The following is a 13812-nucleotide window of genomic DNA, read 5'->3' as shown; positions in this document are numbered from 1 at the left end:
AAAAGCATAATGGTTTGATGTTTTTTTCGTTTTGTTATTGTAATTTGGCTAGCTAAAGCATGAATCCTTATCAAAAGAAACGCCGCTGGAAGTTTTTCCTTCTCATTTTTGCCATCTTAATTGGCATTGCTTCAGTATTTTATACCGATTCTTTTGTAAAAAAGATGGAACGCGAAGAAGCAAACCAGTTTCATCTTTGGGTAAGGATTCAGGAACGGGCCATGTTTCTTTATGATAACGACGATTACCGCGATGTGGTAGAAACCGTTAGAAAAAATACGAAAACCCCTGTAATCATGATTGATTCTGCTGGAATGATTACTTCTTTTTTTGGTTTAGACAGTACTAAAACCAATTATCCTGTTGCAGATACCAAACTCACTTACGACAGCTTGTATTTTGTACGGCAGTTAAGACAGATGAAAGCCCAGCATCCACCTGATGAAATGAATATTTTTGGCAGGAAATTTAAGGCATACTACCGCGATTCTTTCATTCTCACACAGTTGAGATATTTCCCATACATTCAAATGGGTGTTATCTTCCTTTTTCTTTTAACTGCTTATGCTGCATTCAGTTCTGCACGTAAAGATGAACAAGACCATGTTTGGGTAGGTTTGGCTAAGGAAACAGCACACCAATTGGGCACACCTATATCGTCGCTTATGGCCTGGACAGAACTGATGAAAGCTAAATTTGATGCGGAAGACGATCCCCTGATTGCCGAAATGGAAAACGATATCAAGCGATTGGAAATCATTACCGACCGTTTCTCCAAAATCGGCTCAAAACCCATACTCGAAGACCATACCGTTTACATTGTAGTGAGCGATTTTATCCGTTATTTTAAAGTCCGGACATCAGATAAGGTTAAGTTTAGTATTACCGGTGATGAACAGGTAAGGGCCATGTTAAACGTTCCATTGTTTGATTGGGTGATTGAAAACCTGCTCAAAAATGCCGCAAATGCCATCGAAAACGAAGGCTTAATTTCCATCAACATTGTAGAAAATTTAGCCAAAGAGCAGGTTTTTATTGATGTGAGCGATACCGGAAAAGGTATCCCGAGATCTAAGTTCGATGCAGTTTTTCAACCGGGTTACACCACCCGTAAACGTGGCTGGGGCCTGGGTTTATCACTTACCAAACGGATTGTAGAAAATTACCATAGCGGTGAGATTTTTGTAAAGGAATCTGAACTGGGCAAAGGCACCACTTTTAGAATAATATTAAAAAGCAGTTTAAGATATGAACCCACCACAGCCTAACGAATATCCAGCTTGGGGCGAAACCTATATCAGTAAAGTTAAGGGCGATATTTTCGAAATTTTAACCGATCAAATTCAAAGTCTTCCGGCCTTGTTCAGGAGAAATGCCGATAAAGCAGATTATGCCTATGCCGAAGGTAAGTGGACATTAAAAGAAATGTTAGGCCATATTATCGATGCTGAACGTGTTTTTGCATACCGCATTACCTGTTTTGCCCGAAAAGAACAGCAACCTTTACCAGGTTTCGAGGAAGACGACTATGTACTGAATGCCCGTTTTGCCCAACGCAGCCTGGAAGATCTGCTTGAAGAGTTTATTGCACTGCGTAAAGCCAATTTATATCTTTTTAAATCTTTGAACGAAGAAGAATTAAACAGGAAGGGTATTGCTTCGGGTAGAGAAATTAATGTGAAATCTATTTTATTTATTGCTGGCGGACATATTATCCATCATATTTATATTTTAAAAGAACGTTACCATGTGGTTTAAAAACTTTACCGTTGATGAGCTAAACAACCGCCCTAAAAATCATTTAGGCGGGCTGCTCGATATCAGATTTACAGAAATTGGCGAAGATTTTATTACCGGAACCATGCCTGTTGATGAACGCACACATCAACCTGCAGGCATTTTACATGGTGGGGCCTCGGTTGTTTTAGCCGAAACGCTGGGCAGTATTGCTTCTTATATGTGTATTAACCCAGAGAAATACCTTGCGGTTGGCCTGGAAGTAAATGCCAACCATTTGCGGCCGGTGAAAAGCGGTTTGGTTAAAGGCATTTGCAAACCTTTACATATTGGTGCCAAAACCCATGTATGGGAAATAAAAATTTACGATGAGCGCGGTAAAATGAACTGCATTAGCCGGCTAACCGTGGCTATTATCAACAAGCCGCAATAAAAAAGATTGCATGCAGCCAGGCCATGCCCCTGGCATTGGCTTAATCCCCTTTGGTTAAATGCGTTACCACCAACTTTGCTATGTTTTCGATAAGTAAGGTTGGCGAGTTGCAATCACAGTTGGTAAGCCCAATCACATAAATGTCTGCACCGGGCACATAAACCCCCATGCTTTTGAACCCAAATATACTACCACCATGTGCGATTACCGGTAAACTGTCCAGCTCCTTAATGTGCCAGCCATAGCCATAATTAAATAGCTCGCCATTATTTAATTTATAGCGTGAAAATGCCTTGTTGGTTTCCTCTGCATTTAGCAGTTTATGGTGGCTTAAGGCATTTTGCCATTTGAGCAAATCGGTCAAAGTAGACATTAAAGCACCCGAAGCAAAGGGTACGCTAAAATTAATGGCTGTTTTATTTACATAAGCATTTTCTTTCTTCTGGTAGCCATAAGCCCGATTGTAGACTACCTTTTTGTCGCTGGCATAATAAGAATGATCCATGCCCAGCCGATCAAAAATATGCCGCTGAATAAAATTAGCATATTTCTCTTCCGAGACGATTTCAATCAGGTAGCCCAAAATCACATAACCCGAATTATTATATTCAAAACGCTCGCCCGGAGCAAAATCAACAGGCTCGTCCTTAAAAAAATCGACCATCATTTTCGGTGTCATCTCCTTTTGGGCAATACTGGCAAGTGATTTCATTTTGGTGAAATCTTTAATGCCGGAGGTATGGGTAAGCAGGTGGTGTATGGTTATTTCATTTCCGGCTGGATAGTCTGGAATGTATTTTGAAATGGGGTCGCTTACCTTTAATTTACCCTCTTGCTCCAAAAGCAGCACCGATACAGCCGTAAACTGTTTGGTCATCGAGCCCAATTGGAAAACATTTTCAGTACTGAGATTAACGCCCAGTTCGAGGTTGGCCTTGCCGAAAGCTTTTTGGTAGATTACCTCTCCCTTTCTGGCAACCATAAATACCCCTCCAGGGCCTTGCTGATCAGATATTACCGTGCTAATCAAACGATCAATCTGATCGCTCAGCTTTTGGGCCTTTACCGCTGCCGGTAAGAACAGGCTGCAGATTAGAATGAATAAAAAGCCCGGCAATATCTTGGTCTGTTTTGGTTTCACGCTTAAAAATTTGATTAGAACTTATCTTTCTCAATCGCTTTTTTTTCTACCACGAATGAAACAATCAAACCTAAACCGCCAAAAACGCCCAGGCAGCCAAAATAAACCGCTACAGCCTGCGAAGTTTCTGTTTCTGTCATTTCGCCGCCAAACATACTTCTTACTGCTGCAAGTGCCACAAGCAGACCGATGCCCAAGCCAACAAGCAATAAACCAAATTTTAAACTCAAATAAGGTTTGGGTGCCGATTTACCTACCCCTGGATTGATCCCACGCTCAATCATGGCCATTTTCTCCTTGTTTGATAAATAACGGATTCCAAAGATCATGGCAAACCCGCCTAAAAAAAGTGAGATGGGAACTAATATACCGCTCATAATGATAATTTTTTAATGTGTGAATATGTTATTTCTTAAATTGAACCGTGTTCTGTGTATTATGACTACATGCTTTTTAATCAGGTTACACCCAAGTTTAAAAATATTCAAACTATCAATAATCAATTTGCATATTAATGATCAAAAGAAATTACCAAGGCCTAGAGGTGCTGGCTCAAAAACATTTCTATTTTTGTAATAAATCTTCTTATTTTGATCGAGCAACTCAGAGATACACCACTTTTTAGCGCCTTAAGTAATGAATCGTGGCATGAGCTTAGCCATTACATGGCATGTGTTCAATATCCCAAAAGCACCACAATTATTCATGCAGATAAAATAGAATCCTACTTTTATGTACTTCAAAGCGGTATTGCCCGTGCTTATAGCGATGGCGAAAACCAACAGATTACCTTTTGGTTTGGAGAAAGCGGCGCTGTACTTTTTTCGTTCAACAGCTATATTAACAATAGTCCCGGTTATGAGAACATCGAACTGTTAACAAACAGTACACTGATTAGGATTAAGCTGGCCGATCTGTTTCTGCTCTATAAACAAAACCTCGAAATCGCTAACTGGGGTAGAAAAATAGCCGAAAAGGAACTTATTGCTACCGAGAGAAGATTAATAGACAGAGCCTTTAAAGGGGCGGCTGCACGTTACCATGAATTTGCAGCGCAATCTCCCCAACTGATCAAAAGGGTGGCTTTAAAACATATCGCCTCCTACCTGGGTGTAACACAGGTTACGTTAAGCAGAATAAGGGCGGCTAATCAGTAAAACGCATTTTTTAACATTTGTAAAATGTTGCCCGGTAAATGCGCCTTAAATTTGCAGAAACACATGTATCATGAACTGGATGATCTTAATTATTGCCGGCCTTTTTGAAGTTGGCTTTACCACCTGCCTTAAGTTATCGAACAATTTTTCGAATATAAAATGGAGTGCGGCTTTTTTTGTCTGTATTATTTTAAGTTTTTTATTGCTTAATAAGGCCACTCAAACTTTACCTATGGGGACAGCCTATGCCGTTTGGACAGGGATTGGTGCCGTAGGAACGGTAATTATCGGAATTTTATATTTTAATGAACCAGCAACCTTTTGGCGGATATTTTTTATCTGTACACTGATTGGATCAATTGCCGGACTAAAGTTTTTCGCTTCACATTAACCCAAGGCTAGCGAAAGACATTACAGGAACGTTGTTAATAAAAAGTTGCTCCATTTTTTCTGATTCAAAATAGGCAAACGCTGTTCATAAACCCGATGGCAGCGGCAGCCCCGAAGTATGAGGGCTATAGCAAACAGCAGGACTGCATATTTCGATGAAATACGGTCCTTTCGTTTCCAAATAAAACGGGTGATTTTGTTTATTTTTTTGGAGCGCAATGCCTGTGCAAGACAATAACAGTATTCCTGTGTTACGCTTGTACGCTTCGGGCATCGTACCTCCGCCCTGCAGGGTACCGCTGCACCCAGGGCTAATTGGCGAAGACAGTATTCATTTTTGAGGTTTCAGATGCGCAAACTTTGTTCATAAACCCGACGGCAGCGGCAGCCCCGAAGTATGAGGGCTATAGCAAACAGCGGGACTGCAACCCCCAATGAAAAACAATCCTTTGGTTTCCAAATAAAACGGGTGATTTTGTTTATTTTTTGGAGCGCAATGCCTGTGCAAGAAAATAACAGTATTCCTGTGTTACGCTTGTTCGCTTCGGGCATCGTACCTCCGCCCTGCAGGGTACCGCTGCACCCAGGGCTAATTGGCGAAGACAGTATTCATTTTTGAGGTTTCAGATGCGCAAACTTTGTTCATAAACCCGATGGCAGCGGCAGCCCCGAAGTATGAGGGCTATAGCAAACAGCGGGACTGCAACCCCCAATGAAAAACAATCCTTTGGTTTCCTAAAACTTTACTTTTCGCCTTATTCAACTAACTATGCATAATAATCTCTTTAATCATGCTTCACCTGTAACCTCGTTCTACTTTGTGTAGTCTTAAGCTAAACATGGAGCAAAACACTACAGATTTAGCGCTGATCCAAAAAGTATTGAACGGTGAAACCGATCAGTATGCTTTATTGGTGAAACGCCATCAACGGTTTGTGTTTACGCTTGCTTTAAGGTTTTTGAAAAACAGGGAAGATGCTGAAGAGATTGCACAGGATTGCTTTGTAAAGGCGTATAAAGCGTTGGGTACGTTTAAACAAACGGCTAAATTTAGCACCTGGCTATATACCATCACCTACACAACGGCCATGACTTTTTTAAGAAAAAAAAGTTTAGGTACCACTTCAATACATGATGAAGATACTGTTTTGCAACTCGAAAATCAGACCTCCGATTTCAATGCGAATAGATACGAGAAGCAAGACAGCCATGCTTTTTTAAATATGGCCATTGCCCAGCTCTTACCCGATGATGCCGCCATTATTACCCTATTTTATAAGGGCGAGCAGAGTTTGGAAGAAATTGGCCACACATTGCATATGGAGCCCAACACCATAAAAGTAAAATTGCATAGGGCCAGGCAAAGACTTAAAGAAAAATTACAATTTTTGTTAAAAGATGAAGTAAAGGAGTTACTATGAATACGATAGAACAACAGCTTTGGGATTATATTGATGGAAATCTGGATGAATCTTCAAAAAAAGCCATTGAAGAAAAAATTGAATCCACTGACGAAATTAAAACCCAGTATGAGGAACTGCTAAAACTGAATTCGGTTTTTAACGCGCTCGATCTCGATGAACCTTCCCTGTCTTTTACCAGAAATGTGATGGAAAGCATCGCCTTGGCTCCTGCCCCGGTAGCGATGAAAACCAAGGTGGATAAAAAGATTATTTACAGTATTGGCGGCTTTTTCATTATCTCACTGCTATCCTTATTTGGTTATGTGCTTTATAACTCCAGCCTGAGTATGCCTAAATTGGGATTTAATATCAATATGAACTTTAATTTGAATCAATATATCACGCCAACTGTTCTATATAGCTTTTTATTTTTCGATCTGGTGATCGGACTGGTATTTCTTGATCAGTTTTTAAGGAAAAAAGTTGCTCAGAAGTAAGATAGCTTAAATAGTTCCCACGGATCAAAATGATTTACGCAGATTCATATTCATCTACGCCTTTCGCGAAATCTGCGGGAACTCATCAGGATAAATTTAACCCAAAGTTTTTAAAATCTCCAACCCCATTGGCCATTCTCCAAACCCTGAGGCAGCATTAATATGTCCGGCATTACCGATATTGATAAATTCACTTCCCCAATTTTCAGCAAAAAACCTGGCCCTTTCTAATGTTACCCATTCATCGTTTGCACTGGTGACCATAATACTTTTAAAATTGAATTTATCTAAAGGTACATGATCAAAACCAACGGTATCGAAGGTGTAACGCGGCGCTTCTAAATCGCTGGGCGCAACCAATAATGCACCTTTTATTTTCTTTTGATATTCTTTTGCCCAGTTTGCAATTGCAGTACAGCCTAAACTATGACCAATTAAAATTACATCGGCTGGATCATAGCCAACAAGGGCCCGATCAATGGTTTCAATCCAGTCTTTACTGGCCGGTTTATCCCACTCCGTTTGATTGATCCGGATAAAGTGACTCCCGGATTTTTCGAAGTGCGTTTGCCAATGATCAGGGCCTGAATTACCCAAACCAGGAATAATAAAGTAGTAGCTCATAGGTGGCTTATGAATCCAGATAGAAATGAAATAAAAAAGGCCGCCATCGCAAGAAAGCAGCCTCCTGTGTAAATATGATAAATAAATTAAATTACTTTCACATTAACGGCATTTAAGCCTTTTTTACCGTTAGCAACTTCGTATTGAACTTTGTCGTTTTCACGGATTTCGTCGATAAGACCTGTTGAATGAACAAAAATTTCGCTATCGCCATTCGCAGGGATAATAAAGCCAAAACCTTTAGTTACATTGAAGAATTTTACTGTGCCTTCTTGCATTGTATTAAATATTAAAATTAAGCATGCAAGGTAAGTTTTAATTTTTAAAATTAAAATAAAATATTAACATTTTTTAACGTTAAGATTTTGTAAACAACAGATTACTAAGGCTTTTTATTTGCTTTCCCAATCATTGTTAAAGTAATTTGGCTATTATGTGGAATCTGCAATGTTGTTCCCGGCGCCACGTCAAAAAGGTTTCTGACATAAATATCAGCTATGCCCTGGGCCACCTTTTTTTTGGCCTCAGCATTTTCGGGAAGCACGTTATAAACCGTTTTTACATGTATGCCCCCCTGGAAATCAACAATAGCCGAAACCTGATAAGCAAAATCTTTATAAGCACGGTCTATCCGGATGATGTACTGTGGAAACATGTAATCATAAGCCTCTGTTCTATTGTTCGCACGGTCTACCGTACTGATTTTTTCAACCCTCGCAATTTTACTTTTAGGGATAAACTGCACCGGGCTTGTAGCGGCAAAAGCTCTATTGCTATTGGCATTAACTTCAGCCGAACGTTTCTCTATAAAAGCAGTGTCGGCTTTGGTCGGTTTTTGCAGCTCCTCGGCTTTCGTTTTTAGTTTATTTTTGATATAATCCTGAGCGTAAAATGTCATGTTTACATCCGAACGGACATCCGAAGCAATCACCCTTCCGTCAACCTGTATTCTCTGAAAAACCAGACTGTCTTTACTGATGTGTTTAACCTTAAAATATTCGGCTGCGAAATTATATACATTGGCATGATCATATTGCAGGTAAAAATTCTGCATTCTGTGCTTTTGCGGACTCCAGGCCGCCATGGTATCTTCTTTCACCACTTCGATAATCCAAGATGGCTTTTGCATAAAACCTTCCCGGTTAAAAGAATATCCATCTTTAAACCTACGCTTTACTTCAATATAACGGATGCCCTTTACCGGTTCAAATGTAAAATCCCTCAACGCCGGATTGCTGGTTTTAGCGCCATAATTACAGGCAGAAAGTATTAATATAGAAAAGATAAGGTATATTGTATTTTTAATCATTTCAAGAAAAATATTGGGCTAAAATAAGTTTTTTTAACCAGAGGCGAACCTGGTTGTTAGGTATAAAACTTTATCTGTTGGCTTGTTTTTTCACCAGGACAACATTGGCAACTTTACGCTGCCCTCCATGATCCCATTTTTTATTATCAGTTGGATAGTTGATCACGCCACCATCGGGCATTCCATTTATCCACAAAGTGGTAGAACCGCCACCATCAAAATTTAGCGCGCTGGCACAGCCCAGCCAACGCATTAATTTGGTTAATTCGAACAAACTCATGCCTGCCGAATTTTCATTTCTTCCATCAACGGTCAATAAAATTACCCTACCGTTTGGTTTGATGCCAAGGCAGGTACGGGGATGCCGAAAGCGATTAAACCCAGTGGTATCTAAAATCTCATCAATATTATTCCAGGTCAATAAAGGCCCGTTTAGCAAAACGTTTTTCTCGCTCAGTCTGCTTTCCCAGTCCGTTGTTCCATCCCACTTTTTGATTGAAATTTTTCCGTTATCAATCACTATCGCCGCCTCCTGATGCCTTGCTCTATTCCCATTTTTTTCCAAACGATTGGCATTGATCATTTTTCCGTTCACACGTACAAAATCTACAGACCCTCCGTTTTTTACATCAAAAAAATTACCATTTATCGCAGCAATAGCGGTATCCCGTAATCCAAAATCACTGGTGGTAAGTAGTTCTTTTTCTTCTGCTCCGATAGCAAAAACAGCCCTGCGACCAGTATTTTTGATTTCCAAAAACGAAATATTTTGATTTGCCGCAAAAAGATTTTTCCGGTCAAAGTGATGCCGGAATAAAACCACCTGCCGGGCAATTCTGTTTTTATTCCATTTAGCTTTTACAACGGTAATGGAATCGGCATTTTGGCCAAAGGCTGAGAAACCTGAGGCAAATAATGCAAGTGCAAAGAATAGTTTTTTAAGCATAACCTGGTTTTGGTATAAAGTTAAAAACTGTTGTATTGTTTAAGTTAAAGCATCAAGAATTATACAAAGTGTATTCAATCGATTTTCGGCTGTAAGAAGTTATTTAGCATGAAAGATCGCTTTTCCAAAATTCGCGTCCTATCAGAGTCCGACAGCTTCCGATAATCATCTTCTGTTGTACCTTTGGCTATGAATCATAAAAAAACCCCGCAGGTTTTAAAACCCGCGAGGTTTAGCAAACGCAAAATAATCATTGAATGCATTATTACATTCTATAATTTATTTCTTTGGATCTAAAATATCTTTAATTCTGATGCTTAAATCTTCGTAATGTGCTTTAGTAATGGCATCGCCTGCTGCAGCCCTGGCCTTTGTAGTAGCCAATAAGGTTTTCAGCTCTGCCCTAACCAGTGGCCTGATATCAGATAAGCCAACATTGATTGGCGTTAATCCATAACTTGCAGCATACTCTGCAGGGAAACCAACCGGAAGTTCGTTTTCTTTAGTCATCAGATCCTGCAGGCGATCTACATAAGCACGTTGTAGATTACGTTTAAACGCATCTGCTCTTCCCGCAATAAAAACCGACGATCGTAAGTCGGTGAATAATTCAGGCAGGGTATACGCTTTTACTGAGCCATTTTTTGTTTCGTTATCTAACAAACGAGCAATGCGAGATGCTGATAGCAGATTCCCTAAAGTATTTGTTTGAACCCCTTTAATCCGATTTAACAATACACCGTTATCAAATTTGCTCAGTTGCTCGTTGCTGATTAACCAAAGTGGTGTAGCAAATAATTGCTGATTAAAAAAAGCAACAGCTTCTTTTTGTTTTGCTTTTGGTAAATAGGCGTAAACCGGGCCTTTTTGGTCGTAAGTTTTAAAATTTTCACTTAGTCCACCAACATTTGCGGCCACATGCCCCATATAACGGTTAAACTGTCCAACAATTTCAGTATAAATCTCTTTTAAATCGCTATAATCTTTTCCTTTTTGATAGGTCCATTTTTCGACGTTTGGAAGTATACGTTTCAAATTGGCAATACCATATGTACTGGCTTTCATCGCATTGTCGCCCAAATCTTCGCTCTGCAAACGAGGGTCTAATGAAGTTCCCTGGCGGCCGTAGAAATACAAAGGATTACCTGCGTTTTTTAGGGTCCACTGGTCTAAAATTTCTTTTTCCTGTTCTGCTGTTTTGTTTCCGGGGATCCATGAATAGCCCCATTTCACCGCCCATTTATCGTATTCTCCTATCTGAGGGTGAAGTTTTGTTACACCATCGCCAGGTTGAGCGATATAATTGAAACGTGCATAATCCATAATCGACGGTGCAGTACCATGTTTATCTGTAAACGTTTTTGAACGTAAGGAATCAACCGGGTATGCATAGCTTGAGCCAAAGTTATGCGGCAAACCTAAAGTATGGCCAATTTCATGTGAAGAAACAAAACGGATCAGTTCGCCCATCTGTGCATCGGTAAATTTAGCTTTACGCACGTCCGGATTGATGGCTGCTGTTTGTACAAAATACCAGTTACGCAACAGGTTCATTACGTTATGGTACCAACCGATATGCGTTTCTAAAATTTGTCCGGTGCGTGGGTCGCTAATGTGCGGACCATAGGCATTTGCAATATCTGATGCAAAATAACGGACAACCGAATACCTGGAATCTTCTACGCTAAACTGAGGATCTTGTTGCGGCGTAGGTGCTTCTTTACCGATAATGGCATTTTTGAAACCAGCAGCTTCAAAAGCTACCTGCCAATCATTTATTCCCTGAATTAAATATGGCACCCATTTTTTTGGCGTTGCAGGATCGATATAAATGACGATTGGTTTTACCGGTTCAACCAATTCACCGCGTTTATAGGCGTTGGTATCTTTCGGCACCAAATTCCAGCGGTGAATGTAGGCTGTACGCTCTGCCTTTTGTGCATTGCTTCCATAATCAATCTGAGATTGACCAAAATAACCGACCCTGCTGTCCATTATCCTGGCTTTTACAGGCGTTTTTGGTAATAATAACATCGATGTATTAAACTCGAAGGTAACCGCGCCATTACTGTTATCCGTCGGCGATTCTGCTGCACGGTAAGTTTTGGCTGTTTTTACTTCCACATTAATAGGAAAAGTCTTTACCGTATCAATATAAGAGCGTGTTGCATCGTACATGGTAACTTTATATGCTTTACGGATCTGGTCGGTAGCACCTATGGCCATAATATCACCGTTATAAAAATCGGTAACATCAATCACAACACCCGTTGTATCTTTATTATAGGCTTTAATTTCAAAACTGGCTAAAATCTGCGCAAGATTAGAGTTTTGAACCGATTCGTACATATCGCTGTTCTGATCGGCTTTAGTTGAATAACTAGGTACGCGAATGTAAACCTGTTTACCTCTACGCTCCCATTTCCATACCTGCTCATTTAATTCCTCTCCGCCATATTGCTGGTTGCCTACTTTCACACCCGCAGGTGCTTTTGCCAAACGGGTAACCACAAGCATTTCGCGGTTAATCATCGAATCTGGTATCTCAAAATACCATTTATCATCAACTTTATGTGTTTTAAATAAACCGTTTGTTGTTCTCGCCTTTGCAGTAATTACCTCTGCAAATGGTTTAATGCCTTCTTTTTTTTGCGCCGCCGCTGGGGCTGCAGCTGGCGTTGTTGGAGTGCTTCCCTTAGTTGTCTTTGATTTTTTCTGGGCATATACCGAACCTGTTCCGGCTACCCCGAGTGTTACGATACCTGCAAGGGCAAGTACCTTAAAAATTTTATTCATGTGTATATAAAGTTAGTTTGCTTGGCAATAAGAGGTTAAAGTTAAAGTGTTGTTACACCACAAATCATTTGTAACCGGAAAATTACGCTGGTCAGATTCTTTTTTCAAGTCGAACCACTTTAAGATAGACCTGATTATTCCTAAAAATTTCGAGAATGATATTTCTTTCTGCTTTCGACTTAAACATTTCGTTAAGATCGTTTAAAGAATAGGCATCGATGCTTTTAAAGTTTACCCCGATAATTTCGTCATCGGGATACAAACCGGCCTTTTCTGCCGGACTGTTTTCGTCTATTTCTCCAATCATTACTCTTCGGTATGCCTTTTGATCAAGATACAATACCATACCCACCATATCGTGTTCAAAAGGGATTTTCCTGAATCCATTGGGTTTAAGATAAATAAAACCATCCTGATAGTTAAACTGAATGTTAAATTTCCGAAGTAGATCGGCTCCTAAATTCCCGTTCCTTTTGGACAAATCGATTTTATCGGCGATGCGCTTAAAATCAGGGAAGCCGGCAACAACATTTTTAAAAACATAGCCTCCGATATTAAATCTGTTCACACGGCCAATATATCCCTTAATCTGGCCGCTTAAGCTCATCCCTAAATTAGCTTTGATTTTTTTACCAGGTAAAGGGAATGCTGTTCCATTGAGCATTTCGAGTGATAGAGCATGGCTGGCCCCGGTATCCATTAAAAACCTCGCTTCAACTGTTTCGCCGTCAGGCACATCAACTGTGGTTAAAACATAAGGCTTCTGGTTCTCTATTTCGATAGGGATTTTTTTACCCCGGTATTTAATTTTGGCGCCGCGATCGTAAATAATCAGTCTATTTTCACTATATCGGATATCGACAATAAAGCTGTTAAAAAAGCTGAAGCCTAACAAGCCATAAATTTTCAGACCTAAATGTCCTGAAAGGTTAAACAGATCTTCTTTTAAGATCGCGGTTGGTATATAACTAATGCTGGCATTCCCAACTTTAACGTCAAGACTTTGAGAAACATAAGCATCCACACCTTCAATCCCCAGGCCAGAAACTTTAATTTTACGGAGCTTACCAAAATTCAACGAATCGATAATAGATGGATCGGTAATAATCATAGGGCCAACACCGGTATCAAGCACAAAATCATATGGCCCTTTTCCATTCACATACACCGGAATTATCATGAGGTTTTTGATACACTTAAAAGAAATAGACTGTTTTTGCTGGTTTCTTTTAAATAGGAATTCCTGGCCAAAACCAGAAAAAGCAGGAAATACAAGCACCAGGCAAATGGTCAGTTTGAGTAAACAGATTATTACACTGAGGTTATATTTGGCTAACATTAAACTAAATTTAATAAATTAGTTCATCTTTATGTCTCCT

Annotated in this window: 15 protein-coding genes; 7 read left to right on the top strand and 8 right to left on the bottom strand. The window is 39.8% G+C overall.

Annotated elements, in window-relative coordinates; genetic code table 11:
* The first annotated feature begins 59 nt into the window (after window positions 1-59).
* Genes ACK1I8_RS18830 through ACK1I8_RS18820 form a run of 3 tightly spaced genes read left to right on the top strand, consistent with a single transcriptional unit; the run spans window position 60 to window position 2170 of the window.
* A complete protein-coding gene (locus tag ACK1I8_RS18830; RefSeq protein WP_412466827.1) occupies window positions 60-1268 on the top strand; it encodes a sensor histidine kinase in 1209 nt (402 codons plus the stop codon).
* A complete protein-coding gene (locus ACK1I8_RS18825; protein ID WP_412466826.1) occupies window positions 1249-1758 on the top strand; it encodes a DinB family protein in 510 nt (169 codons plus the stop codon). Before ACK1I8_RS18830 ends, ACK1I8_RS18825 begins: the two co-directional genes overlap by 20 nt.
* The gene (locus ACK1I8_RS18820) at window positions 1748-2170 is read left to right on the top strand and encodes a hotdog fold thioesterase (RefSeq protein ID WP_293784753.1); all 423 of its coding nucleotides are present in this window, start codon (window positions 1748-1750) and stop codon (window positions 2168-2170) included. Before ACK1I8_RS18825 ends, ACK1I8_RS18820 begins: the two co-directional genes overlap by 11 nt.
* A gap of 40 nt (window positions 2171-2210) precedes the next feature.
* Here the strand turns inward: ACK1I8_RS18820 and ACK1I8_RS18815 are convergent, their stop codons facing one another.
* A complete protein-coding gene (locus tag ACK1I8_RS18815) occupies window positions 2211-3311 on the bottom strand; it encodes a serine hydrolase domain-containing protein (RefSeq protein WP_412466825.1) in 1101 nt (366 codons plus the stop codon).
* Between the two features lie 14 nt (window positions 3312-3325).
* Window positions 3326-3688 (bottom strand): DUF6249 domain-containing protein, encoded by a 363-nt coding sequence (locus tag ACK1I8_RS18810; protein WP_412466824.1) that lies wholly within the window; start codon window positions 3686-3688, stop codon window positions 3326-3328.
* Between the two features lie 213 nt (window positions 3689-3901).
* Between ACK1I8_RS18810 and ACK1I8_RS18805 the strand changes: the two genes are divergently transcribed.
* The 4 genes from ACK1I8_RS18805 to ACK1I8_RS18790 all read left to right on the top strand — a co-directional run bounded on the left by ACK1I8_RS18805 (window position 3902) and on the right by ACK1I8_RS18790 (window position 6758).
* The gene (locus ACK1I8_RS18805) at window positions 3902-4468 is read left to right on the top strand and encodes a Crp/Fnr family transcriptional regulator (protein WP_412466823.1); all 567 of its coding nucleotides are present in this window, start codon (window positions 3902-3904) and stop codon (window positions 4466-4468) included.
* 70 nt (window positions 4469-4538) lie between these two features.
* Window positions 4539-4859 carry a DMT family transporter gene (locus tag ACK1I8_RS18800; RefSeq protein WP_412466822.1) on the top strand — a complete coding sequence of 107 codons (321 nt, stop codon included), beginning with the start codon at window positions 4539-4541 and terminating at the stop codon, window positions 4857-4859.
* A gap of 838 nt (window positions 4860-5697) precedes the next feature.
* The gene (locus tag ACK1I8_RS18795; protein WP_412466821.1) at window positions 5698-6279 is read left to right on the top strand and encodes an RNA polymerase sigma factor; all 582 of its coding nucleotides are present in this window, start codon (window positions 5698-5700) and stop codon (window positions 6277-6279) included.
* Window positions 6276-6758, top strand: a complete 483-nt coding sequence (locus tag ACK1I8_RS18790) for an anti-sigma factor family protein (protein ID WP_412466820.1) — start codon at window positions 6276-6278, stop codon at window positions 6756-6758. Before ACK1I8_RS18795 ends, ACK1I8_RS18790 begins: the two co-directional genes overlap by 4 nt.
* 96 nt (window positions 6759-6854) lie before the next feature.
* On the opposite strand, the gene ACK1I8_RS18785 is transcribed toward ACK1I8_RS18790, so the two are convergent.
* The 6 genes from ACK1I8_RS18785 to ACK1I8_RS18760 form a co-directional block, all read right to left on the bottom strand.
* A complete protein-coding gene (locus ACK1I8_RS18785) occupies window positions 6855-7382 on the bottom strand; it encodes an RBBP9/YdeN family alpha/beta hydrolase (RefSeq protein WP_412466819.1) in 528 nt (175 codons plus the stop codon).
* 86 nt (window positions 7383-7468) lie between these two features.
* A complete protein-coding gene (locus tag ACK1I8_RS18780) occupies window positions 7469-7660 on the bottom strand; it encodes a cold-shock protein (protein WP_010599196.1) in 192 nt (63 codons plus the stop codon).
* A 104-nt stretch (window positions 7661-7764) separates the two neighbouring features.
* Complete coding sequence (locus ACK1I8_RS18775; protein WP_412466818.1) at window positions 7765-8691, bottom strand: hypothetical protein; 927 nt, start codon at window positions 8689-8691, stop codon at window positions 7765-7767.
* A gap of 70 nt (window positions 8692-8761) precedes the next feature.
* A complete protein-coding gene (locus tag ACK1I8_RS18770) occupies window positions 8762-9637 on the bottom strand; it encodes a phosphodiester glycosidase family protein (protein WP_412466817.1) in 876 nt (291 codons plus the stop codon).
* Window positions 9638-9916: 279 nt separating this feature from the next.
* Complete coding sequence (locus ACK1I8_RS18765) at window positions 9917-12433, bottom strand: zinc-dependent metalloprotease (RefSeq protein WP_412466816.1); 2517 nt, start codon at window positions 12431-12433, stop codon at window positions 9917-9919.
* 91 nt (window positions 12434-12524) lie between these two features.
* Window positions 12525-13772 carry an aspartyl protease family protein gene (locus tag ACK1I8_RS18760; protein ID WP_412466815.1) on the bottom strand — a complete coding sequence of 416 codons (1248 nt, stop codon included), beginning with the start codon at window positions 13770-13772 and terminating at the stop codon, window positions 12525-12527.
* Window positions 13773-13812: the final 40 nt, after the last annotated feature.

It is taken from the genome of Pedobacter sp. KLB.chiD, assembly GCF_047040275.1.
Taxonomy (GTDB): domain Bacteria; phylum Bacteroidota; class Bacteroidia; order Sphingobacteriales; family Sphingobacteriaceae; genus Pedobacter.
This window is presented reverse-complemented; position numbering and strand designations above follow the sequence as displayed.

Coding starts and splice junctions, on each gene's coding strand:
- ACK1I8_RS18830 (WP_412466827.1), top strand. CDS start 60: ATGAATCCTTATCAAAAGAAACGCCGCTGGAAGTTTTTCCTTCTCATT.
- ACK1I8_RS18825 (WP_412466826.1), top strand. CDS start 1,249: ATGAACCCACCACAGCCTAACGAATATCCAGCTTGGGGCGAAACCTAT.
- ACK1I8_RS18820 (WP_293784753.1), top strand. CDS start 1,748: ATGTGGTTTAAAAACTTTACCGTTGATGAGCTAAACAACCGCCCTAAA.
- ACK1I8_RS18810 (WP_412466824.1), bottom strand. CDS start 3,688: ATGAGCGGTATATTAGTTCCCATCTCACTTTTTTTAGGCGGGTTTGCC.
- ACK1I8_RS18800 (WP_412466822.1), top strand. CDS start 4,539: ATGAACTGGATGATCTTAATTATTGCCGGCCTTTTTGAAGTTGGCTTT.
- ACK1I8_RS18795 (WP_412466821.1), top strand. CDS start 5,698: ATGGAGCAAAACACTACAGATTTAGCGCTGATCCAAAAAGTATTGAAC.
- ACK1I8_RS18790 (WP_412466820.1), top strand. CDS start 6,276: ATGAATACGATAGAACAACAGCTTTGGGATTATATTGATGGAAATCTG.
- ACK1I8_RS18785 (WP_412466819.1), bottom strand. CDS start 7,382: ATGAGCTACTACTTTATTATTCCTGGTTTGGGTAATTCAGGCCCTGAT.
- ACK1I8_RS18780 (WP_010599196.1), bottom strand. CDS start 7,660: ATGCAAGAAGGCACAGTAAAATTCTTCAATGTAACTAAAGGTTTTGGC.
- ACK1I8_RS18775 (WP_412466818.1), bottom strand. CDS start 8,691: ATGATTAAAAATACAATATACCTTATCTTTTCTATATTAATACTTTCT.
- ACK1I8_RS18770 (WP_412466817.1), bottom strand. CDS start 9,637: ATGCTTAAAAAACTATTCTTTGCACTTGCATTATTTGCCTCAGGTTTC.
- ACK1I8_RS18765 (WP_412466816.1), bottom strand. CDS start 12,433: ATGAATAAAATTTTTAAGGTACTTGCCCTTGCAGGTATCGTAACACTC.
- ACK1I8_RS18760 (WP_412466815.1), bottom strand. CDS start 13,772: ATGTTAGCCAAATATAACCTCAGTGTAATAATCTGTTTACTCAAACTG.